The organism is Peribacillus sp. NPDC096622, assembly GCF_044762665.1.
GTDB classification, from domain to species: Bacteria; Bacillota; Bacilli; order Bacillales; family DSM-1321; genus Peribacillus; species Peribacillus frigoritolerans_B.
In genome coordinates, this window is the sequence record NZ_JBIWES010000008.1 from 1 (window position 1) to 23,139 (window position 23,139).

General features: G+C 41.1%; 19 protein-coding genes. 3 read left to right on the top strand and 16 right to left on the bottom strand.

Annotated features, from left to right (window positions below):
• A partial coding sequence (locus ACIQYG_RS15300; protein ID WP_225989706.1) for a hypothetical protein occupies positions 1–93 on the top strand: 93 nt, incomplete at its 5' end.
• A 78-nt stretch (positions 94–171) separates the two neighbouring features.
• Here ACIQYG_RS15300 and chbG read toward each other — a convergent pair.
• The 5 genes from chbG to ACIQYG_RS15325 are packed head-to-tail and all read right to left on the bottom strand — an operon-like array spanning position 172 to position 4,266.
• Positions 172–903 (bottom strand): chitin disaccharide deacetylase, encoded by a 732-nt coding sequence (gene chbG, locus ACIQYG_RS15305; protein ID WP_402839369.1) that lies wholly within the window; start codon positions 901–903, stop codon positions 172–174.
• Complete coding sequence (locus ACIQYG_RS15310; protein ID WP_402839370.1) at positions 900–2,243, bottom strand: 6-phospho-beta-glucosidase; 1,344 nt, start codon at positions 2,241–2,243, stop codon at positions 900–902. The genes chbG and ACIQYG_RS15310 overlap by 4 nt, the downstream gene beginning before the upstream one ends.
• Entirely contained in the window at positions 2,240–2,587 is a 348-nt protein-coding gene (locus ACIQYG_RS15315; protein WP_402839372.1) for a PTS sugar transporter subunit IIA, read from the bottom strand. Before ACIQYG_RS15315 ends, ACIQYG_RS15310 begins: the two co-directional genes overlap by 4 nt.
• Positions 2,588–2,603: 16 nt before the next feature.
• The gene (locus ACIQYG_RS15320; protein WP_402839373.1) at positions 2,604–3,953 is read right to left on the bottom strand and encodes a PTS sugar transporter subunit IIC; all 1,350 of its coding nucleotides are present in this window, start codon (positions 3,951–3,953) and stop codon (positions 2,604–2,606) included.
• Between the two features lie 4 nt (positions 3,954–3,957).
• Positions 3,958–4,266: a PTS sugar transporter subunit IIB gene (locus ACIQYG_RS15325; RefSeq protein ID WP_402839375.1), complete on the bottom strand. Its 309-nt coding sequence runs from the start codon at positions 4,264–4,266 to the stop codon at positions 3,958–3,960.
• A 287-nt stretch (positions 4,267–4,553) separates the two neighbouring features.
• On the opposite strand from ACIQYG_RS15325, the gene ACIQYG_RS15330 reads away from it, so the two are divergent.
• Positions 4,554–5,270: a GntR family transcriptional regulator gene (locus ACIQYG_RS15330; RefSeq protein ID WP_402839751.1), complete on the top strand. Its 717-nt coding sequence runs from the start codon at positions 4,554–4,556 to the stop codon at positions 5,268–5,270.
• Positions 5,271–5,675: 405 nt separating this feature from the next.
• Here ACIQYG_RS15330 and ACIQYG_RS15335 read toward each other — a convergent pair whose 3' ends face one another.
• The 3 genes from ACIQYG_RS15335 to ACIQYG_RS15345 form a co-directional block, all read right to left on the bottom strand.
• Entirely contained in the window at positions 5,676–6,284 is a 609-nt protein-coding gene (locus ACIQYG_RS15335) for a methyltransferase domain-containing protein (RefSeq protein WP_402839377.1), read from the bottom strand.
• A gap of 309 nt (positions 6,285–6,593) precedes the next feature.
• Positions 6,594–6,953, bottom strand: coding sequence for a PqqD family protein (locus ACIQYG_RS15340; protein ID WP_402839379.1), 360 nt, complete (start codon positions 6,951–6,953; stop codon positions 6,594–6,596).
• Positions 6,943–8,835, bottom strand: a complete 1,893-nt coding sequence (locus tag ACIQYG_RS15345; RefSeq protein WP_402839381.1) for an OPT family oligopeptide transporter — start codon at positions 8,833–8,835, stop codon at positions 6,943–6,945. The genes ACIQYG_RS15340 and ACIQYG_RS15345 overlap by 11 nt, the downstream gene beginning before the upstream one ends.
• Positions 8,836–9,167: 332 nt before the next feature.
• Here ACIQYG_RS15345 and ACIQYG_RS15350 point away from each other — a divergent pair, with 332 nt between their 5' ends.
• Positions 9,168–9,821 (top strand): cupin domain-containing protein, encoded by a 654-nt coding sequence (locus tag ACIQYG_RS15350; RefSeq protein ID WP_402839383.1) that lies wholly within the window; start codon positions 9,168–9,170, stop codon positions 9,819–9,821.
• 1,020 nt (positions 9,822–10,841) lie between these two features.
• Here the strand turns inward: ACIQYG_RS15350 and mutL are convergent.
• The 8 genes from mutL to ACIQYG_RS15390 all read right to left on the bottom strand — a co-directional run bounded on the left by mutL (position 10,842) and on the right by ACIQYG_RS15390 (position 23,002).
• Positions 10,842–12,770 (bottom strand): DNA mismatch repair endonuclease MutL, encoded by a 1,929-nt coding sequence (gene mutL / locus ACIQYG_RS15355; protein ID WP_402839385.1) that lies wholly within the window; start codon positions 12,768–12,770, stop codon positions 10,842–10,844.
• 22 nt (positions 12,771–12,792) lie between these two features.
• Positions 12,793–15,417 (bottom strand): DNA mismatch repair protein MutS, encoded by a 2,625-nt coding sequence (gene mutS, locus ACIQYG_RS15360; RefSeq protein ID WP_402839387.1) that lies wholly within the window; start codon positions 15,415–15,417, stop codon positions 12,793–12,795.
• Positions 15,418–15,634: 217 nt separating this feature from the next.
• The gene (locus ACIQYG_RS15365) at positions 15,635–16,174 is read right to left on the bottom strand and encodes an outer spore coat protein CotE (RefSeq protein WP_034313495.1); all 540 of its coding nucleotides are present in this window, start codon (positions 16,172–16,174) and stop codon (positions 15,635–15,637) included.
• 213 nt (positions 16,175–16,387) lie between these two features.
• Entirely contained in the window at positions 16,388–16,816 is a 429-nt protein-coding gene (locus tag ACIQYG_RS15370; RefSeq protein ID WP_034313499.1) for a YlbF/YmcA family competence regulator, read from the bottom strand.
• Position 16,817: 1 nt separating this feature from the next.
• On the bottom strand, positions 16,818–18,362 hold the full coding sequence (miaB, locus tag ACIQYG_RS15375; protein WP_402839390.1) for a tRNA (N6-isopentenyl adenosine(37)-C2)-methylthiotransferase MiaB: 1,545 nt from the start codon (positions 18,360–18,362) through the stop codon (positions 16,818–16,820).
• A gap of 308 nt (positions 18,363–18,670) precedes the next feature.
• Positions 18,671–19,711 (bottom strand): L-threonine 3-dehydrogenase, encoded by a 1,041-nt coding sequence (gene tdh / locus ACIQYG_RS15380; RefSeq protein WP_402839753.1) that lies wholly within the window; start codon positions 19,709–19,711, stop codon positions 18,671–18,673.
• A 680-nt stretch (positions 19,712–20,391) separates the two neighbouring features.
• Positions 20,392–21,258 carry a 2-oxoacid:ferredoxin oxidoreductase subunit beta gene (locus tag ACIQYG_RS15385; RefSeq protein ID WP_096338178.1) on the bottom strand — a complete coding sequence of 289 codons (867 nt, stop codon included), beginning with the start codon at positions 21,256–21,258 and terminating at the stop codon, positions 20,392–20,394.
• Complete coding sequence (locus ACIQYG_RS15390; protein WP_034313511.1) at positions 21,245–23,002, bottom strand: 2-oxoacid:acceptor oxidoreductase subunit alpha; 1,758 nt, start codon at positions 23,000–23,002, stop codon at positions 21,245–21,247. Before ACIQYG_RS15390 ends, ACIQYG_RS15385 begins: the two co-directional genes overlap by 14 nt.
• Positions 23,003–23,139 lie beyond the last annotated feature (137 nt).

Sequence of the window (23,139 nt, forward strand, 5' to 3'; positions counted from 1 at the left end):
TCACTTAAAGGCCTGCCGGCTACATTGATGAAAGAAGCAAGTAATGTTCGCTACCTATCACACATCAAAGCCCTATTCAGCCTAGCTTATTAATTATAAGATAAAGCACTCATAGAATTTAAAAGGACCATTCATCTTGTGATGAATGGCCCTTTTTTGTAATTAAAGAAATCAAATCTTTACTTGGTTGATGCTGAATCTAAGGGAAAATCCCTCAGGTAATTTTGCATTTGTCAAAATCCTGGTTTCTTTTAAGCGTTTATCATTATAAGAGGAGACTTCCTTCAATTCTTCATCCATATAAGCAGGATGGGTCATTATCTCCACACTCTCCCCATCCATTACCCTCCCCTTCAAGTTTTGAAAGTAATCTTCTACCACCATTTCTCCATAAAAATTATCCAGGAATACATCTGTAACGGTTTGAATCCCAGCAAAGTGCCTTCCGGCATTACGCACCGGCAACCCATATTTATCTGACAGCTTTTTAATAACCGGTAGAAATGCTTTGATTCCATGTACATGATGGTGGCTGTCGAAATGAGTCGGGAATAGACCAAATTCCAAGAATCTTTCGATTTGTGCTGACCACTCCCTCTCCAATTCGCTCAAGGAAATACCGGCAGGATCCCCATATACCGCACCTTGCTTCTTAAAGAAACCAGATTCGTCAACCAAACTCGGAACATCACTCAACAAAGGTTTACCCCATGTCAGCACTAAGTGAATACCTACCTTCAACGATGCTGTCTTCTTGGCGATTTCAATCGCATGCTCCGTTGCTTTTGCATTCATCATGATCGTTGCCGAATTGACAATTCCATATTTGTGGCTATCCAAAATCCCATAATTCACCGCTTTAGTTAACCCGAAATCATCTGCATTTACTAGGACTTCAATCATGATAAATTATCCTGCAACTCCTTTTTTTCAAAAAACTGCGGCAGATAATCTTTATGTGCCTCCAGCATTTCGTCTAAGATCTGTTTTGCAACCCGGTCACTTGGAACGAGTGGATTGATCGTCATGGCAAGCAACGCAGTATCATAATCTCCCGAAATTGCAGCTTCGATGGCCACCCTTTCAAAGGATTTAATTTGCTGAATTAACCCGCGGACAGCGACAGGAAGCTCTCCTACATTGATTGGTTTAGGACCATCCTTAGTTATTACGCAACTGGTTTCAATCGCCGATCCGTAAGGGATGCCTTCAATCGCCCCATGGTTGACCGTATTTACCGCTTGAATATCTCGCTTATCCGTATACATCGAGCAAATCAACCGTACAGCCGCATCACTGTAGTACGCACCTCCACGCTCTTCAAGCTGAGGCGGCTTGATGGCCAGATCTTGGTCTTTGTATAGTTCGAATAAACCTGCTTCAAGTCTTTGAACGACCTCTGCACGTGTTTCCCCTTTTTCCGCATCCTTCAATTCTTGGGCCAGCACATCTCCCGTTTTATAATAGTAGTTGTGGTATGGACACGGAAACAGGTTCAACGCTCTAAGGAATTCCGGCTCCCAGCCCATTGCATGGATATTCTTCATCGTGACAGCTTTAGTTGGATCCGTAATCAAATTGATGATTTGATCTTTGACACTCTTGCCATCAACGAATACATCCAAGCCGTAAACCATATGGTTCAAGCCAGCAAAGTCGATCCGGACTCTGGATGGCTCTACATCCATCAAATCCGCAACACCTCGTTCCATCCCAATCGGCACATTGCAAAGTCCGATGATTTTGGAAATATTACTGTGACGCAGAACTGCTTCCGTTACCATTCCCGCAGGATTCGTGAAGTTAATCAGCCATGCTTCCGGACATAATTCCTCCATCTCATGAGCAATATCCAGAATGACGGGAATCGTTCTAAAAGCCTTGAAAAGCCCGCCTGGTCCATTCGTCTCCTGTCCGATCACTCCGTGTTTCAATGGAATCTTTTCATCAAGAGCCCTAGCTGCGAGCTGGCCAACCCGCAGCTGGGTTGTTACATAATCAGCGCCTTTAAGCGCTTTCTTTCTATCTAGCGTGAGATGGACTTCAATATTCACACCAGCTTTTTCAATCATCCTTCTTGCCAAATTCCCGACAATTTCAAGCTTTTCCTTTCCCGCTTCGATGTCCACGAGCCAAATTTCACTCACAGGAAGTTCTTCATGATATTTGATGAAACCTTCGATCAGTTCAGGCGTATAGCTCGAACCTCCGCCAATCGTGACGATCTTCAACCCCTTGCTCATTCAGCAGCCCTCTCCTTCACGGCATCCGCATGTAAGAATTCTTCGCGTAGATCAATCATTTCAATTGCAAGATCCTTTACAGTCATCGCTGTCATTAAATGATCTTGTGCGTGCACCAGGATAATGGGAAGGTCAAAATGGTCCCCGCCTGCCTCAGCATGGATTAATTGGGTTTGGTATTTATGGGCTTGCAGTAATTCCGTTTCTGCTTCGGCTATTTTCACCCGGGCAGAATCAAAATTCCTTTTCTTTGCTTCCTGCATCGCTTCCATTGCAAAGCTTCTCGCATTCCCGCTATATAAAATCAATTGAAAAGATAGTTGGTATAATTCTTCTTTTTCCATTTTCATCACTACTTTCTTAAACGTTTAGCGTTTCTGAATCTTTTGTAAGCTCTGTTTTATTTTTGGTGTCTATCTTCACTTGAGCATAAACGAATGGTAAATAAATCGCTGTTGAAATGACTAGGTTGATTGCAGCCAGGACCGCTCCAGACACATGCCCGCCTGTGGCCAGGAATCCACCCACAATCGGAGGGGTTACCCATGGAATCTTAGCAACGATCGGGAAAACCATTCCGCTGCTTACTGCGATATAAGATATCACCGTTGTAATTACCGGGCCGAGAACAAATGGGATGAACCACATTGGATTCAGAACGATAGGCAATCCGAAAAGAATGGGTTCGTTAATCTGGAACACTCCTGGCGCCCCTCCGAGTGCAATCATCTGTTTATACCGTTTCCGACCGGCAATGATCATGGCAATGATCAGGCCCAATGTTGCACCAGATCCGCCTAAATAAACAAATGCATCCAGGAAAGAACCCGCCAATACCCCGTATTGGTCCATGTCTTTGACGCCTTGTGCATATAAATCGATATTTTTCACTCCCGAACTTTCAAAAAGCGGTGTCGTTATCCCGCCAAGGATATTGGGTCCATGCAAACCGATCATCCATAATAAATGAACAAGAAATACTAGTAAAATAGCGAATGGCAATGAATCTACTGCACTTTGTAATGGAGATACAATCACTTTGCTCAGCCAGTCATTCAGTACCTGCCCATCCGTAGCTTTACGGAATAGCAGTCCGAATACTCCAGCAATAAAGATCGTTGCCATACCTGGCACTAACTTTGCAAATGAACGGGCTACCGCTGGAGGTACTCCATCAGGAAGCTTGATGACTAAATATTTCACCCGGGAAAGTCTAACAAAGATTTCAGTGGCTATTAAGGCAACTACAATTCCTGTAAATAGAGCTGTAGCATTAAAATAGTTCACGCTTACAAAACCCCATGCCCCCCCTGTAACATCCTTATCATCGATAGTTAAAGTGACATTTCCGATTTGAGGTAATAATAAAAAGAAACAGGCTGCGGAAACCAGCATCGCTTCAAAACCATCGTCACCGTATGATCGTGCCAATTTATAAGAGATGCCGAATACAGCGAATACCGTCATGAATGCAAAGGTTCCAAACCAAATATCACCGCCCAGCGTATTCCATGCAGGTCCGAAGATGGCCTCCATCATTCTTCCGTAAGGCTTGATGACTTGCCCAAGATTATTAAACAGGACGGCGAATGACCCGATCATTGTAATCGCTATCATTCCAATCAATGCGTCACGAATCGCAAGCAAATGCCGGTTATTTCCTACCTTTACCGCCCCAGGCATAATATACTTATCAATAAAAGTCATCATATCTTTATTCTCCTTTTATTAAAGCAGTGGCTTGTTTTAGTACTTCTTCACCATTACATAGTCCATAGAACATCGGATTGATGGTTGCGACTGGAATTCCCTTTTCTTTCCCCGCTTCCTGTAACTTGGAAAGAAGGTATCTAACCTGCGGACCTAATAAAATCACATCAGCCTTATCTATTTCATTGTTCACTTCTGTAGAACCCACAGCCCATATCTGACATTCTATCCCTTGTTTTTTAGCGCTTTCCTCCATCTTGGTAACTAATAAACTAGTAGACATCCCTGCAGAACAACATAATAAGATATTCATTGAAATTACCCCCCTTTTTAATGATTGATTATTCAGTATTTTCAAGAAAGACTAAACCGCATTTTTATAATAATCGATGTTACTTTTTTATCACTTCCCTTGAAAGGCTATATGAAATGGGTATTATTGCCTCCATACATACATTGTAGTAACAAATTTAAAAAATATCAACACAATTTTAAATTTGTTACTACAAATTTGTGAATTAAAGTTGATTATTGAACTTATCCGAGATAATCTATATGTATATATTGGGAATGAACATAGGAGGAATCACTGTGGAGACCATGAATAAAGAAGCGGCATTGCATTCCATAGTCAAGGAATCGATTATCGATCTCATAAAAAATGGCGAATATCAAACAAATACAAAATTACCGACTGAGGCCGAATTTTGTAAAATATACGGAGTAAGCAGGACAACAGTTCGCACGGCCTTACAGCAGTTGAACGTCGAAGGCTATATTTACCGTGTCCAAGGTAAAGGTACTTTCGTTTCGGAAAATAAAGTCAAGCAATTTCTTACAAGCACGGTTGAAAAGTTCTCTGAACAAGTCACGATGCAAGGAAAAAACCCTTCTACAAAGGTCATTAGCTTAAAAGTGATTGAAGCAAATGCTACCCTTGCCAAGCTTTTCAAACAAAATATTGGAGACCCCGTAAACAAACTGGAAAGGATACGTTACGTTAACGACATCCCCCTTCAATATGAAATAGCCTTTCTCCCTTGGTATAAAACACCTGGGCTTAATATCGAAGCCTGTGAAAAATCACTCTTTAAAGTACTTGAAACACAATTCGATTTAAAAGTAAAAAAGACGGTCGAACACTTGGAATTTTCACTTGCCGACGATTCCATTTCTGATAAATTGGAGGTACCGAACGGTTCACCTTGTTTTTCATTGGAAACTTACACATATGAAAATGATGGATCGGTCATTGAATTCTCTAAAACTCTCTTTAGAGGCGATCGTGCTCACTTTGTCATCGAGCGGAACTATTGAAATAAGACGGATGCCTTATTAATAAAGGCATCCTAGACTGTAGACATACTCGATGTTTTTTTTAGGGGGGTGTAAGATTGGAACGTTGAATTCCACTCCAGGCACTCGCTTTCCGTATCCAGGAAAGCCTGACTGACTATCTTTTTAACAAAGCGCAGATCATGAAATTACTTGAAAACCATGTAAATAATAAAGCGGACAACATCAGGAAGCTCTGGACCATTTTGACTTTTATGACTTGGCATCAAATTTATATAGAAAAACAATATGAGCCCCGAAAGAATTCACAATATGCTTTAAATTAAGCACCTTTATTGGCTTCACTCTTTGCACCCAAGCATCAATGAAAGAAAGCTTGGGTGCTTTTAATATTTACTTGTTTATCACCAAAAAACGAATATCCATTCAATTTGACAGTTGGTATATGACGAATTTCTCAAATGGATTCGATTCAGTCAAGCCAGGTAACATCACTTCGTTTTTCAGTTCGAAGGCGGTTTGATTTTCGAGGAAAAAAATATAATCCTGTGAAGCATAATATAATATCAGTTCGATTTGGCGCGGTTCTTTTTCAAAGGAAAGCAAAATGTTATTGATGATTTTCATGAAAATCTGTACCGAGAACGGATTAAAGAAATAAAAACGATTGTCTTTTGTATCAATATCATATTCTTCTGCCAAGCAACAGTGGAATTCTATATTATTATTGTTGTTTTTCCTTTTCTTCATGTAGCCATTCAGATTCTCGATCGCTTCTTTATAGAAATTTTCATTCATCTCCACGCCAACCACAGATGATTGATATAAGTGATGGATCAAAAAATTCAAGCGTCCTTTACCGCATCCAAAATCCACAATGCGATCATTTCTTTTCAGTGGATATTTTTTGAATAAAAGTCCTAATGCGCTGTATGGCGTAGGTTCGTATCGGTGATAATGCAAAGAATCATTGAATTTTTTTTGTTCACCTCCCGTCCTGATGTTCAGCATTTCATCATAATTCGTTTCTTCCATTGTTATATGCACCTGCTTCATGTTTTTTAAATATAGGGCTTCTTAACTAAAACCCCGGATAAGGTTATCTTATCCAGGGTAAGGTTTTGTTATATGAATGTCCAGACAATCATTTGGATTTTGCTTTAGTTACATAATCATTAATCATGACTAACAGTAAAAGAATACAACACATATAAAGTCATTACAAATAACTATACTTACAGTCCGAGTTTAATAGAATGTCGTAAACCTAATGATAATTTTGTTTACTATATTCAAAACAGAAAAAAGCTGAAGCATCCAAAAGAGCTTCAGCTTTTTTCATTTTTATTCTTCATCATTCCATATGATCCAATCATGAGTCTCAAGAATCTCCAGAAATTTCATCAACCGAGGTAAGGCTGGTTCTGCTTCCTCACCAAAATGTTCACTCATCGCTTCAGAAATCTGATTTACATTGCTCTGGAACTCCATCTGTTTAATGGCATATGCCCCAAACTTATCAAGCTTGATTTTACGGACTGACGGTTGTTTAAAGAAACGAATTGTAATTCGTTCCACAAAATTGGTCCTTTGAATGACCAAATAAGTTGCTTCCGAAGATTCTTGTATCATTGTGACGCGACTTTCCAAAAGGGGAACCATGGTTAACAGGTTCCTCTTTTTTGATTGGCGTTTACGAAGCATCTTCTTTTTTCCCTTTGCTGGATACGAACCAAAGCAAGCCAGCTAGAGCAAGGAATAGTAAGAAAGGCAGCAAATTGCTGGCTAATTTAGCCGCAGCCGGAACTTGGACACCTGCTGCGATCAATATCGCAATAAGAACACCAATCAATGATTCACCTGCTATTAAACCAGAGGCAAATAATACACCTCTATCAACCCGTGCTTTAAGTGCTTCTTTAGTTTTCGAGAAGAACTCAACGAAGAATCGGATAAATCCACCGATCATGATTGGGGCACTAGTATGAACAGGCAAGTAAATGCCGACAGCAACAACAAGTGAATTCAGACCGAAAAACTCTAATGTAATGGAAATAGCCGCACCGATAAAGATTAGAGTCCAAGGTAAATCTCCACCTAGAACACCTTCGGCAAGTATTTTCATAAGCGCCGCTTTAGGTGCAGGCAGTTCTGCAGAACCCATCGTATATGCGTGATCCATCAGAACCAGGATAAAACCAATGACAGAAGCGGACGCAACAACACCGATCATCATGGCAACTTGTTGTTTCCATGGTGTTCCGCCAACGATATATCCTGTTTTAAGATCTTGGGAAACATCACCTGAAACCGCAAGTGCTGTACAAATGATCGCAGCGACGGTTAACGCGGCTACCATTCCAGTCGTACCAGTAAAACCAGTTGCTTTATAGACGATCGCTACAATCAATAGAGTGGCTATCGTCATTCCAGAAACAGGGGAGGAAGAACTGCCGACGATTCCAACAACCCTTGAAGCCACTGTCACGAATAAAAATCCAAAAATCGCGATTGCAATCGCACCGATGATTCCTACATCTGTTATAGGTGTGAAAGCAATGATTAAAATTACGATGATCGTTCCCAACCAAACGTATTTAGCCGGTATGTCTTGTTCTGTACGGATAGAACCCGATTTTAGTTGTCCTTTATTTGCTTTTACGCCTTTAAGAGTATCAATAACTGAACTGAAAAGTATTGGTAATGTTTTGATCAAAGTGATCAATCCGCCAGTTGCAACGGCACCAGCACCAATATAGCGTATATAATTATCCCAAATTCCCCATGCATCCAATTCACCGATCGGTACATCTGAAGGGAAAATGGCTGTTCCGTTGTTTCCGCCAAAAAAGCTGATGGCCGGTATTAGAACGACCCAGGCCAATAACCCCCCACCTAGCATTTGTCCTGCAACACGCGGTCCAATAATATAACCTACACCCAAAAGGGAAGGAAAGGCATCAAGACCAACCACTGCATTTTTAAAATTCGTGATCCCTGTTTCAACCTCTGTCTTGAAAAGCTTAAACCCATCACCAAGCCCTTTAACAACCCCGCCGATAACCAAACCGGCTCCGATTAGCTTGGCGCTTGTACCGCCCTTTTCCCCTGACTTCAGGACCTCGGCACATGCCGTGCCTTCTGGATAAGGTAATGTTTCATGCTCCCTTACAATCAAAAGCTGGCGAAGGGGAACCATCATGAAGACCCCTAAAAACCCCCCAGTTAATACAACGAAAATGATGAATGCTTGACTCACGTCCATGTCCCACATGAATAATGCCGGAATGGTAAATACAGCACCGGCACCAATAGCCTCACCTGCCGTGGTCATCGTTTGCACAATATTGTTTTCTAATATTGAATCCCTGCGAAAAACCCCTCTTAATATGGCCATTGAAATTACCGCCGCGGGTATAGAAGCAGAGACAGTTAAACCAATAAGTAGGCCTAAGTATGCATTTGCCGCCCCGAATACGATTGCAAGAATGATCCCTAGAATGATTGCAGTTGCAGTCAATTCCGGTAGAGATTTAGATGCAGAGACGTACGGGACGAATTTACTCTCTTTTGAATTGTTCGACAATTTAGCCACTTCCTATGTTAAACTTTAAAATCACAGAGAACATTATATCACTGTAGTTTAAAGTTACGCAATGGGGAAATGCTGCTTATTAAAAGATTGATTATATCCAATAATCAGATTAGTAGTTTCGGTTTTAAAACATTTAAAATAATATTGATATAATAACAATGACTGATACGTTACACGAAGTCACAGCCTATCATTCATTCAATGACAGTTCATCAGCACCCCTTATCAGCTCCATAGGCAAATAACGCACTGGGTTATTGCACATTAGAATGTGATTTAACATATCCTGAAAAATCAAGTCTTAAAAAAGGAATGATAAATTCATGGTATCCTATATGGACTATACTTCACCATCCACACAATTCTTTTTCGATGTCAATAAAAGCAATTTCATGAAAAAAGACAAGCAAAACTATATTAATGTATTAGGTGTTAAACAATTAAACACCCTCGAAAATGTTTCATTATTAGATATTTACCTTAGTACAGACAATGTCGTAGAACCGCATTATCACCAAAATGCAGCAGAGCTAGTGTATTGCATTTCTGGAGCGGCAACCGTTTCATTACTGAATCCATTTACAAAGCAAATTCAAAATTACCCCATTAAACCCGGTCAAGTAGCCAACGTCCCACAAGGTTGGTGGCATTATGAAGTGGCTAATGCGGATAATACTCATCTGCTCGCCATTTTTAATGCACCAACACCTGAGGTTATCCTCGGTTCGGATATCTTGAAATTGACGCCTGCAAATATAATGGCACATACTTATTGCATGGATGAAAACCAATGGAAAAAAGCAATTGCACCCGTTCAACCCTCAACATTCATCGGCCCGCCAGCCAACTGCCATCGAGCAGCCGAAGAAGACATGCAGCAATATCCGCAATATAATATTCATTATGAAAACCAAAGGTATACTGTCCCGGCATACAACTATCAAGTCCAGCCCAATCCCCCGTATTATTATTATTGAAGATAAGTAAGGGAACTTGATCAACCCTGTTCAAGGGCCTTTATAACTTCATGGATTGCGGCTAATAAATCGGAATCGAAAAAAGCAATGGATGCCCCCATTACATAGGGATTCCATTGCTTTTTATGACCCGTTTAAAAGTGATACATTTACTTCACCCACACCTTACATTATGGTGGTCATCCAATATAATTATCCATATTCAATCTAAATATTCTACCGAGTTTCTTCTTATAATATAAGAGTTTCTCAAATTGCCCCTATAGCAACAGTTTATTCACTCTATTTCCGGTTGGCTCAGAACTTCTCTTATCAATAAAGGAACGTGCTAAATCCAGTTCTATAAAATTCAATTGTCCGCTTCTTTGCATCTTTCTGGAATTTGTTTTTCCATTTTAACATGAGTTCTCTAAGTTGCTCAGTTTCCATTTCGTTTTCATTTTGATTATCGAAGAAGAAAAATACCAACACTATATACCTCCCGACTCATCTCACCCTGAAAAAATCACCTACTTATAAAGCAAAATAGTTAAAACCAAGTTTTCTCATCCTTTTTTATGTAAACAATATCATTCTATATACCTACTCGCCAACTAGTGATATACATTTAACACTATATTTATTATCGATAGGTTAACCAAATATGATACCCAATTATATTTACTTATTTGACTCGCATATTGCAAAGATACAATAAAAATGAGTATTGATAATATCAAGTAATAATCCTGGGAGGTAAAATTATATACATTCTAAATATGCATGATGAAATGAAGAGGATTCAATTATTTACGACATACACATGCAACTATAATGTTGGAGATTGGAGAAGTTCTAAAGTGGTATCAGAAAGATTAGGACGTTCAAAAAGCTCGGAATATACAGGACTCCTCGGCAGAAAACTTTTCAAAAGCTATTATAAAAAAGAGCATGGAACAATAAAAGTGGTCATTTTTTTGGTCATTGAACTAAAAAAGCAATGGAGAATCCCATTACATAAGGGTTCTCCATTGCTTTTAATTACATGATCCGTTTGAACATTTTCTCCATTTCATAAATGGAATACGAGATGATGATAGGTCTTCCATGAGGGCATGTGAAGGGATCTGTTGTCCGCCTCAGTTCATCCAATAGTGCTTGGATTTCATCATTGCGCAGATGACGGTTAGCCTTTATGGAGGCTTTACAGCTCATCATGATGGCTGCTTCTTCGCGCAATTTTTTGATGTCGACCTTTTTCATCGATAGCAATTGTTCTATCATTTCTTCAAGGATTTCCTGTTCAATTCCTTTAGGGAACCATTGTGGATGCGATCGGACAATATAGGCGTTATAGCCAAACTCTTCTAAATAGACGCCGACTTTTTCCAACTCATGACGATATTCATCTATCCGGATACACTGGTCCGTTGAAAATTCAAGGGTGATGGGAACAAGCATATCCTGTAGCTCGTTTTCAACACGTCCGACCTTTTCTTTAAAATATTCATATTTGATCCGTTCCTGGGCAGCATGCTGGTCTATGATATACAAACCCTTTTCGTTTTGGGCGAAAATATATGTTCCATGCATTTGCCCAATCGGGTACATCGGAGGGATTCGGCTGTCCGGTTCTTTCGCCTCGATTTCTTCCTCTTGTTCGACAGTGTAGGTTGTATACTTTTCGGCCGACTCGAAATTTTTGCTTTCATCATCTTGTAAGACCGGTACATAGACATCTTCCATTTGCTGCTGTTCATTGCTATAGATTATTTCCTTTATTGGGTCAAGATTGAAATGATCCACATTACTCTTTTGTTCCTGCTTTTCCCGAATCAGGGTATCCTTCAAGAGTGAAGCTTCTTTCTTGGCTTCTTCAAGAACACGCTTGCCGTTTTCCACAACATGATCCAATTCCAGAGTGGTTTGCTCACTTTTCACCTGTTCCGACTTTGCTGTTTGTGTATATCCGCTTGGTATTAGAGACATCCTTTTAAACGAAGATTTGATCGTTTCCGATACAAAACTGTACAATTCCTGTTCCTTGCTGAGCCTTACCTCCATTTTGGATGGATGTACATTGACATCGACAAGAATCGGATCCATTTCAATATTTAACAAAGCAATTGGAAAACGCCCAATCGGCAGAAGTGTATGGTAGCCATCCAGGATTGCTTTCACGAGCGCATAGTTTTTGATGAAGCGGCCGTTTATCATGGTTGAAATGTAATTCCTCGAAGCCCGGGTGATCTCGGGCATGACGATATATCCTGTTAATTTGAAGTCCAAGGAACTTGCCTGAACCGGAATCATCTTTTTGGCAATATTCGCACCATAGATTGCGGCTAGCACCTGCCTGACATCACCGTTACCATTCGTATGCAGGATACGCTTCTCATTGTGCGTTAACCGTATAGAAACATCCGGATGTGAAAGTGCGAGCCTGTTAGCGACATCCGTAATGTTTCCTAGCTCGGTATGAATGGTTTTCATATATTTCAACCTTGCAGGAGTATTATAAAACAAGTCGGAAACCAGGATATCCGTTCCTTTACGGCTGGATGAAGCCTCAAGTTCCTTAACCATTCCTCCTTCAAGAAGTATGCGCGTTCCTACACCTTCACCAGTGCTGCTTTTCATTTCAAAACGGGAAACTGAAGCAATACTGGGCATCGCTTCACCGCGGAAGCCAAGTGTTCGGATTCGGAAGAGATCATTTTCATCTTTTATTTTACTAGTGGCGTGACGTTTAAATGCCGCTTCTATGTCATCAGCCAAAATCCCATCGCCATTATCCACGATCCTAATGGAACCAAGTCCAGCCTCCACCAATTCAATCTCTATAATGGTACTGTTTGCATCTATTGCGTTTTCCACTAGTTCCTTAACGACTGAGGCTGGGCGTTCAACAACTTCTCCAGCTGCGATTTTATTAGATAAAGCCTCATCAAGCTGTATGATTTTCCCCATTTTTATCGCCTCACTTTAATTCTCATTTAAGTTTCTTTTGTAATTTATAAAGGGTATTCATTGCCTCAAGCGGCGTCATTTCAAGGATATCCAGGGATTTTATGTCATCCAGCACCTTTTTTTCCTTTGGTGAAGAATTCACTCTTCCTTTAGGAGCTTCTTCCCCAAAGAAGGAAAGCTGTGCCTCATTGACGGGTGTTACCGGGTCAGCTTCGGCAATAGGTGCTTTTTCAGCAGCAGGCTGTTCAGGAATCGCCTTTGCCTGTCCATTTTCATTCTCTAGCTGCGCTAAAATAGCGGCCGCCCGCTCAATTAACTGCTCCGGTAAATCAGCTAGCTTAGCCACATGAATTCCATAGCTTTTATCTGCTGGCCCTTCTTTAATTTTATGAAGGAAAACGACATTTCCATTTTGCTCAATGGCACTTACATGGATATTTTTCAATTTTGGCAGTTCCGTTGCCAATACAGTCAATTCGTGATAATGGGTCGAAAAGAGTGTCTTTGCCCCAATTTCCTCATGAATATATTCAATGATGGCCTGAGCAAGCGCCATCCCATCATAAGTTGAAGTTCCCCGCCCTATTTCATCAAATAATATCAAACTGTTTTCTGTCGCATTCATGATGGCATTTCTCGCTTCAAGCATCTCGACCATGAATGTACTTTGCCCGGAAATCAAATCATCTGCAGCGCCAATCCTGGTAAATACCTTATCAAAAATAGGTAATTCAGCTATACTTGCGGATACGAAGCATCCAATTTGCGCCAGAATCGATGTTAGCGCAATTTGACGCATATACGTACTTTTACCCGACATATTGGGCCCTGTGATCAAGAGTAACTCCCGGTCTCCATCCATAAAGCAGTCATTTGGGACATACTCCTGTGATTGAAGAACTTTCTCGACCACTGGATGCCTGCCTTCCTTCAGTACGATTCTTCGATCACCGGAAAAGACAGGCTTCACATAATGGCGTTCTTCACTAATCGTCGCAAAGCACTGCAGGACATCCAGTTCACTGACGCCTTTGGCCAAATCCTGTAGGCGAGGGATATAGCTTTTGACCTCTTCACGAAGATTGAGGAATAGGTCATACTCCAAACTGATGCTTTTTTCTTCTGCTTGTAAAATCAAAGCTTCCTTTTCTTTCAATTCAGGAGTGATATAACGTTCGGCATTCGTTAAAGTTTGCTTCCGTTCATAACGGCCTTCTTCAAGCAGATGCAAATTTGCTCGTGTGACTTCAATGTAATAGCCAAATACACGATTATATCCGATTTTCAAGGATTTGATCCCGGTGCGTTCCCGCTCTTCGCGTTCAAGCTGTGCAATCCAAGTTTTCCCGTTTCTGCTGGCATCCCTGTATGTATCCAGCTCCTTATGGAAACCGTCCTGAATGATATTCCCTTCCTTCACGGACAATGGCGGGTTTTCTACTAGCGCCGTTTCAAGCAGATCCGTCACTTCTTCGCAAGGATCCAATTTATCGGCCAGGATTGAAATATCCTGATTGGAAGCCATTGACTTCACGATTTCACGAATGATCGGCACCTGTTGCAATGAACGTTTCAGTTGAATCAGGTCCCGGGCGTTTACATTCCCGAAGGCCACCCTTCCGGCAAGCCGCTCCAAGTCGTACACTTCTTTCAGCCGTTCACGTAAGTCCTGCCGTTCGAAGTATTGATTTTTCAGGGTTTCAACAAGGCTTTGTCTCCGCTCGATCTGTTTTTTATTAATGAGCGGTCTATCAATCCATTGTTTCAACATCCTTCCGCCCATGGCTGTTTTTGTTTCATCAAGCAGCCATAATAATGAGCCTTTTTTACCTTTGGAACGAATGGTTTCAGTTAATTCCAAATTGCGTTTGCTATAATAATCAATTTTCATATATTGTGATGTTTCATATGCGAGCACTGGCTGTAAATGATCCAGGCTGCGTTTTTGGGTACGGTATAGATAATTCAATAAACGTGAGATTGTTGTCGCCAGTTTCTGGTCTTTTAGCAAATGAAGCAATGCAACGAATGACTCGCTTTGAACCAAATTACTCTCTAGGGATAGAGCGGCAGCGCCCCGTTCTTGCAACTTTTTTTTCCATTCTTCATTGAAATCCTCGGCAATGACCACTTCACTCGCACCAAGGATGGCAAATTCATTAAGAACTTCCTCGAAACTCTCAATCAATGTAACCTTATTTTCCCCTGTCGATAAATCATTGTATCCAAAGCCAAACTGACCATCCGTAAAATAAGTGATGGTGGCAATATAATTATTTTCCTTTTCACGAAGACCCTTACTATCCATTTTCGTTCCCGGAGTAATCAGCTGGACAACTTCCCTGCGAACCACACCTTTGGCTTGCTTCGGATCTTCGGTTTGTTCACAAATAGCTACTTTAAATCCTTTTTCTATCAATATATCAATATAATTAGCTGCCGAGTGATACGGAATGCCGCACATCGGAATTCGCTCTTCACTACCGCCTTCTCGGCTCGTTAATGTGATCTCGAGCTCTTGTGATGCATTCAGTGCATCGTCAAAAAACATTTCATAAAAATCGCCTAAACGAAAAAATAAAAAGGCATCCTGATACTCTGCCTTAATTTTTAAATATTGCTGTATCATCGGAGTATATCCAGCCATTCCTTCAAAACCTTTCCAAACTAAAATCTATTACACTTTTATGTCCTTCATTATAACATACGGGAAAGCAACATTGCCTGTATTCGAAATTGCATGGTAAATCAATTATCCTTTATATTGTGAGCTAGCTGTATTTGTAAAGCCATAGGTACTTGTCCCGCTTCAAATTAAATAAAACCGGATGAAGGGAATGTCATCCGGTATTAATTTCTATATTCTATTCGTCTTCGAATTCGTCAAGGAAATCCGGATCTAAATCTTCGAAATCCTCATCATCGAAATCAGAGCCCCAGTCATCCTCACAGCGGCCATCTGGACTTACAGCGACACAAATTTTCGTTTCGCCGACGACTTCCACAAAGAATTCCCTTTCCACATGAACAATGATTTTTTGTCCACATGGGGAGATGCAAGCTTCTAAACAATTCGGCTGTTGGACAGCTTTTGCAACGATTTCATGGTCATCAAGACAATCGGGATCACGGTATTTCAGCGAAATAACGTCGGTATATTGCACTTTTTCAGTTACAACTTCCGTCTTCGAATTTTGGTTATAAGAATACCAGACGTTGATTTCGTAGCTGCCGTGAATTTCTACCTTTTTGCCGACTTTCTTTGCATCGTATTTATGGTTGATGATCCAACAACCTAGAATGCTAGAAGGATGATGAGCCGGGCAAATGGTGTGAGAGGACTTTGTGAATTTACGTCCTTTTGCCACCACCGCTTTAGTAATTATCTCTCTATATTGTGACATGCTAGCGAACCCTCCTCATACAGTTTCCATTCATCCTATGCGTGGTAAAAGTCTAGTGTGCGTAGAATTTTAATTGTTTGAAAACTGCTGTAATGTTTTAAACCTAGGTTATTTTATGCTCATGTTTTGGGATATGTGTCACGAATGGGCACTGTATAAGGATTTCCGCATATTAAAAAAGCCCTTCTGAAATCAGAAGGGCTTTTTTAATATTCATGAACAGCTTCCGCCGCCTGCTTGTACCTGTGAACCTGTCTCACCGCGAAGGACATCACCTTCGGTCGATTCAATAATCAGGTCAGTCACCTTATTCGATACCTGTGAAGAAACCATTTGTAAAAGGTCATTTACATCCACTTGGGATTGTTTGAATTCTTGCACGATTGGAAGTTCATCCAATTGTTTTTCCAGTGCATCAATTTTTGCTTGAACTTGGCTGTATGCTTTCTCTTTGCCGTAATGTTGGAAGTTTACAGCCTGTTTTTGCAAGCTCTTGATGCTGGCAATCATTTCACGGATTTTTTGATTTTCATTGATGTGAGCTTCTGCCCGTTTAAAGAAATCGACTTCTTCCGTGCTGGCGATCATTTCAGCAAGCTCGGCCGCTTTGTTCAGAATGTCATCTTTAGTATATTTAGTCATATTACTCCACCTCAATCGCCGTTGCTTCTTCAACCATATCCCCATTTAATGACCATGTTTTCGTTCCGGTGATTTTCACTTTTACGATTTTGCCAATAGCGGATTTTGGTCCTTTGAAGTTCACGAGCTTATTTTTCGTTGTATAACCTGCTAATACTTCCGCATTCTTCTTGCTTTCGCCTTCAACGAGCACTTCAACAATCTGCCCATCATACTCTTTCATTTTCAATGCGCACGTTTCATTGACAAGGGCATTCAAGCGTTGCAGACGTTCCTTTTTCACTTCCATCGGTACATTATCCTGCATTTTCGCAGCCGGTGTTCCCTCACGCGGTGAATAGATGTAAGTATATGCTGCATCGAAACCAACTTCACGGTATAATGACATCGTTTCTTCAAAGTGCTCTTCCGTTTCATTCGGATAGCCTACAATGATATCCGTGGTTAGCGATGCACTTGGGATAGCTTCCTTGATCTTTTTTACTAGCTCTAAATATTGTTCGCGTGTATATTTACGGGCCATGATTTTAAGTGTGTCCGTACTTCCCGATTGAACTGGTAGATGGATATGGTCAACAAGATTTCCGCCTTTGGCCAGCACTTCAATCAAGTGATCATCAAAATCACGGGGATGGCTTGTCGTAAAACGAATACGCGGAATGTCGATTTTGCGGATTTCATCCATCAAATCGCCGAAACGATATTCGATATCCGTAAAATCTTTACCGTAAGCATTCACATTCTGTCCAAGCAAGGTTATTTCCTTGTAACCCTGTGCCGCTAAATGACGGACTTCTTGGATGATATCTCCAGGCCTGCGGCTTCTTTCTTTCCCTCTTGTGTACGGTACGATGCAGTATGTACAAAACTTATCGCAGCCATACATGATATTGACCCATGCCTTCGTTTTTCCTTTACGCACTTTCGGAAGGTTCTCGATTACATCACCTTCTTTAGACCAAACCTCAATGACCATTTCCTTGGAAAGATAAGCTTCATTAAGAATTTGCGGCAGGCGGTGGATATTATGCGTTCCGAAAATCATATCTACAAAATGGTGCTTCTCTAGAATCCGCTTTACAACTGACTCCTCTTGTGACATACAACCGCAAACCCCAAGCAATAGATCGGGCTTTTCTAATTTCAATGATTTTAAATGCCCCAATTCACCGAACACTTTATTCTCTGCGCCTTCCCGAATCGCACAAGTGTTAAGTAAAATGACGTTAGCATCATCCACCGTGTCTGTCGCCTGATAACCAAGTGCCATAAAGATGCCCGCCATGACTTCTGTATCATGTTCGTTCATTTGACAGCCGTAAGTACGAATGTAAAACTTTTTACCTTCTCCCATTCCGCGGAAACCTTCAGGAATGGCAAAGTCATCATGATATTCTACTTCTTCTTTTCCTCGTTTTTTCGCATCTTTTAAGGAAGGGGGAATATAAACGGCTTGAAAATACTTACTGAAGTCCTTTTCGGATTTTTTGTCCGCTGGATTCTCAGCCTGTACTTGTTGTGATTCTAATCGTTGTTTCTCGTTCATAGTTAATCTCCTTTCAAAATAGTTAGTTTATTTCTTTCACCAACTATTTCAAGACCTATCTTCAAATGGATTTATACGGATTCCTTTTTAAGAATTTCCAGTAAATATTAGCTATTAAGTGTGATATATCCACATTATCATAGTATAAAGCTTTTAACAGCAAGAAACAATCATTCTGTCGTGGCTTCTTCAATTGTAAGAAATTTTTCACAAATATTGAAAATAAACATGAAATAAGAGGCTAAAACGAAGTTAGCCTCTCAAGAATTTTCAAATGCAGACAATGCAATTTCCACCTTTTCAGATGTTCAAGGTATAAGGAGAACCTTACCACACTGACCTTTGATCATCAGTTCAAATCCCTTTTCAAAATCGCTAAGTGAAAACCGGTGGGTAATCATTGGTTTTACATCAACCTTGCCATTTTCTAGCAGACTTGAAACCTGTTGCCAGGTTGAAAACATCTTCCTTCCAGTTATCCCTTGGACAGTAAGACCCTTGAATACAATATCCTCTGTTATATTAATCGTGACGGGCTTAGAAGGCAGACTTAGAATAGATATTCTTCCACCATTCGTCGCCATCTTGAACCCTTGTTGGATAGCTGCAGGATTACCGCTCATTTCACAAACAACATCCACCCCCTCCGCACTTGTGAGGCTTTTCGTGATTTCCACTGGATCCTGTTTAATTGAATGAATGAGGTCCGTAGCACCCATCTTTTTGGCAAGCTGAAGTCGATAATCATTAATATCAAGAGCGATTACTTTATCAGCACCCGCGGCCTTTGCTACAGCAATCGCCATAAGCCCAATTGGACCACAGCCGATTATTGCCACCGTTTTCCCCAGCACCTCGCCAGCTAGCACTGAATGGACTGCATTACCCATCGGTTCTTGGATGGTAGCTATATCTAGTGGCATATCACTTGGATTTTTCCATAAATTTTTGGCTGGCAGAGCTATATACTCTGCAAAGCAACCTTGTTTATCAACACCGATAATGTCCGTTTTTTTACAAATGTGGAATTGACCGGTCAAGCACTGCCTGCATGTACCGCAAACTATATGCGTTTCGGCAGATACATAATCACCAACTGAAACATTGCTGACCCTTGCTCCTATCTCGATTACTTCCCCAGCAAATTCGTGCCCAAATACGTATGGTGGACTCACTCTTCCTTGTGACCATTCATCCCAGGTGAAAATATGAATATCCGTTCCGCAGATCGAAGTCATTTTCACCCGGATCAAGACCTCGTCATCACGAATATCCGGTATATCGACAACTTGTAATTGTGCCCCATAACCTCGATGGTGTTTGACTATGGCTTTCATTTTACCTCTCAACATGTACATTCCCCCTGAAATAGGGCTGTTCTTTTTCTCTACCTTAATATGTAAAGATATGAAAAATCAATCACAAAAATACCATAATCCCTGTTGTACCGGCCTTTTCAGATTAATGATGATGACTTTAGGCATCCGTACATTTTTGTTAAATGGGTCATGTTTCTATAGCATCTTGTCCGCTCTCGAATAAGATATCTTGTACAACAAAATTATGAAGGAGTGACTTATATGTCATGTGGATGCAATAATCACGATCATCATGATAACAACAATAATAACGACAGAATCGCAGATGATTTTTGTCGTGCTGTGAGGGGCTGTAATAGGCGCGACCGCGATCGGGACCGCGACCGGCACCACGATCGGGACCGTGATCGGGATCGTGATCGGGATCGTGATCGGGACAACGATAGAATCGCAGATGATTTTTGTCGTGCTGTAAGGGGCTGTAATAGGCGCGACCGCGATCGGGATCGGGATCGTGATAGGGACCGTGATCGCGATCGGGACCGCCATTGTCGCAGAAGGAATCGTTGCAACCTCTTCTCATTCGGCTGCGGATGCAATAACGGTTTTTGGTAAGCTAATTTAGAGAGTACAGTGATTCTCTCTACTTGTGCTTTCCAATTAATCACAAAAAAGGTTCACCCCATCCTAAGGGGTGAACCTTTTAATTTTTACATAAATTCAGCAACAAGCTTATCAAAGTGCGCTTGATCCAGTGTCAGATCTGATTTGTTTAACGCTTTCTCAGCATACCCTGGCACTAATTCCTGGTACGAAGGGCGTGAAGAGTCTTGATAAATAATCCCTGTCACAAGGCTGTCATGCTGCATCAAAGTCTGCATGGCCTGTTCTTTATTTGATGAATCATAGCCTTCAATCGTATTCAATTTAGTTAAGTTTTGTTTAAACCAATCATACGTATTGATCTTATTGTATGTTACGCAAGGAGAGAATACATTGATAAAGGAGAACCCTTTATGGTTTATCCCTGCTTCAATGATCGCCGTCAGGTCCTTTAAATCAGTGGAAAAGCTTTGAGCGACAAACGTAGCGCCAGCTGACAATGCTAATTCCATAGGTGAAACAGCCTGTTCTATTGATCCTTCTGGAGTTGATTTCGTTTTAAATCCAGCAGCGGATCTAGGTGAAGTCTGGCCTTTTGTCAATCCATAAATTTGGTTATCCATGACAATATACGTAATGTCTATATTACGGCGGATCGCATGTATGGTATGTCCCATCCCGATTGCAAAACCATCTCCGTCACCGCCTGAAGCTATAACGGTCAATTCACGGTTGGCCATTTTTACTCCTTGGGCAATTGGCAGTGAGCGGCCATGGATGCCGTGGAAACCATATGACTTGATGTAACCGGATATACGCCCTGAACAGCCGATACCGGAAACAACAGCCAAGTTCTCCGGCTCCAATCCTACATTGGCTGCCGCACGCTGCATGGCAGCCTGAACGGAGAAATCTCCGCAGCCAGGACACCAGTTTGGTTTTACATCATTCCGAAAATCTTTAAACGTTGCCATATTCGAACATCTCCTTGCATTGTGTGTGAATTTCATGCGGGAGGAATGGGTTGCCATCATATTTTAGGATGCTTTTAATTTTATTAACATGTCCGACATTCATCTTGATAATATTAGCCAATTGTCCAGTCGCATTATTTTCAATAACTACTACTTTCTTAGCACTTTGCACCAATGATAGGACTTCATCAGCTGGGAAAGGATGAATCAAACGGATTTGCGCATGATTCACTTTCATTCCATCCGTTTCTAAACGGCCGATCGCTTCATCAATCGTCCCGCGTGTTGAGTTAAAACCAAGAATTAATAAATCCGCTTCTTCATGCGGTGTGTTTTTGTATACTGGTGTTTGGAATGTGTTAGTTAAATTATTCAGCTTACGCATCCGTTTATCCATTTGCAATTTGCGATTCAAGGCCGTCTCGGAAGGTCTGCCCGTTTCATCATGTTCAACACCTGTAACATGGTGAATTCCATTTTTCATACCAGGTACTACCCGTGGTGAGACTCCGTCTTCCGTAACTTCATAACGCTTGAAGTAAGATTTGTTTTCAGGCTCTTCAATTTCAAAGTCAACCAATTTTCCGCGTCTTATCTCCACTTTGCCATAATCAAGCGGCTGAACCGTTTGTTTACCTAATGATAGCTGTAAGTCGGATAAAACGATAACTGGACATTGATATTCCTCTGCAAGGTTGAATGCTTCTGCCGTATCATAAAAAGCTTCCTCAACAGTACTCGGAGCCATGACGATTTTAGGTATTTCACCATGTGTACCATAAATCATGGCCATTAAATCGGATTGCTCCTGTTTTGTAGGAAGTCCCGTAGATGGACCGCCACGCTGAGTATCGACGATGACAATTGGCGTTTCGGTAATGCCCGCTAAACCAATCGCTTCCATTTTCAAGGAAAGTCCAGGTCCAGCTGAAGCTGTGATGGCACGTACACCGCCATAGTTGGCACCGATTGCCATTGTGGCTGCCGCGATTTCATCTTCAGTCTGTATGACCGTCCCGCCAAATTGAGGAAGTTTCTTGATTAAGTATTCCATAATTTCCGAGGCCGGAGTAATCGGGTAAGCTGCCATGAAGCGGCAACCGCCTGCAACTGCGCCTAAAGCGATAGCATCGTTTCCGATCATGAACATTCGTTTTTGGCCGTCTGCCTTTTCCAGCTCCATCGCGCCCAGTTTTTCTCCAAGCAACACTTCCATTGCCTTATAGCCGGCAGTAATGGCATCCATATTCTTCTTAACGATCTCTTCACCTTTACGGCCGAATATTTCATCAACCACATCGTTGAATACGGAAATTTCCATTCCAAGAACAGCACATGTCGCACCGATGGCGACCATATTTTTCATTAATGATGTCCCTAATTCGGCTGCTATTTCCGTAAAAGGAACAATATATAATTCTGCCTTTGTATCTTCTGGGCAGACAGGTTTGAATTTTGCATCTGCAATTATGATGCCACCCTCATGTAATTCTTTATAATTGACGTCAATTGTTTCTTGGTCAAAAGCAACTAAGATGTCTAAATCATCAGAGATAGCACGAGTTTCCGTAGTACTTACACGAATTTTGTTATTCGTGTGTCCACCCTTGATTCGGGATGAGAAATGACGGTAGCCATACAAGTAATAACCTAAGCGATTGAGGGCAATACAGAATATTTCTCCTGTACTTTCAATACCTTCACCTTGTTGTCCGCCAACTTTCCATGAAAGTTGATTGATCATGTCTTACACTCCTTTAGGACGTTCGTATATAAATGCATTTAACCGCACCTCTCTTAGAACATTCCACTATGTATAATCATCGTTCTAATTTAGGAAAGGTGTACTAAACGCTTTCAATTCTATCGGTTAAATCATCA

Coding starts and splice junctions, on each gene's coding strand:
- ACIQYG_RS15390 (WP_034313511.1), bottom strand. CDS start 23,002: ATGATCAATCAACTTTCATGGAAAGTTGGCGGACAACAAGGTGAAGGT.
- ACIQYG_RS15330 (WP_402839751.1), top strand. CDS start 4,554: ATGAATAAAGAAGCGGCATTGCATTCCATAGTCAAGGAATCGATTATC.
- mutL (WP_402839385.1), bottom strand. CDS start 12,770: ATGGGGAAAATCATACAGCTTGATGAGGCTTTATCTAATAAAATCGCA.
- ACIQYG_RS15320 (WP_402839373.1), bottom strand. CDS start 3,953: ATGATGACTTTTATTGATAAGTATATTATGCCTGGGGCGGTAAAGGTA.
- ACIQYG_RS15340 (WP_402839379.1), bottom strand. CDS start 6,953: ATGCTTCGTAAACGCCAATCAAAAAAGAGGAACCTGTTAACCATGGTT.
- ACIQYG_RS15365 (WP_034313495.1), bottom strand. CDS start 16,174: ATGTCACAATATAGAGAGATAATTACTAAAGCGGTGGTGGCAAAAGGA.
- mutS (WP_402839387.1), bottom strand. CDS start 15,417: ATGGCTGGATATACTCCGATGATACAGCAATATTTAAAAATTAAGGCA.
- ACIQYG_RS15315 (WP_402839372.1), bottom strand. CDS start 2,587: ATGGAAAAAGAAGAATTATACCAACTATCTTTTCAATTGATTTTATAT.
- ACIQYG_RS15350 (WP_402839383.1), top strand. CDS start 9,168: ATGGTATCCTATATGGACTATACTTCACCATCCACACAATTCTTTTTC.
- ACIQYG_RS15370 (WP_034313499.1), bottom strand. CDS start 16,816: ATGACTAAATATACTAAAGATGACATTCTGAACAAAGCGGCCGAGCTT.
- chbG (WP_402839369.1), bottom strand. CDS start 903: ATGATTGAAGTCCTAGTAAATGCAGATGATTTCGGGTTAACTAAAGCG.
- ACIQYG_RS15385 (WP_096338178.1), bottom strand. CDS start 21,258: ATGGCAACGTTTAAAGATTTTCGGAATGATGTAAAACCAAACTGGTGT.
- ACIQYG_RS15335 (WP_402839377.1), bottom strand. CDS start 6,284: ATGGAAGAAACGAATTATGATGAAATGCTGAACATCAGGACGGGAGGT.
- ACIQYG_RS15325 (WP_402839375.1), bottom strand. CDS start 4,266: ATGAATATCTTATTATGTTGTTCTGCAGGGATGTCTACTAGTTTATTA.
- miaB (WP_402839390.1), bottom strand. CDS start 18,362: ATGAACGAGAAACAACGATTAGAATCACAACAAGTACAGGCTGAGAAT.
- ACIQYG_RS15310 (WP_402839370.1), bottom strand. CDS start 2,243: ATGAGCAAGGGGTTGAAGATCGTCACGATTGGCGGAGGTTCGAGCTAT.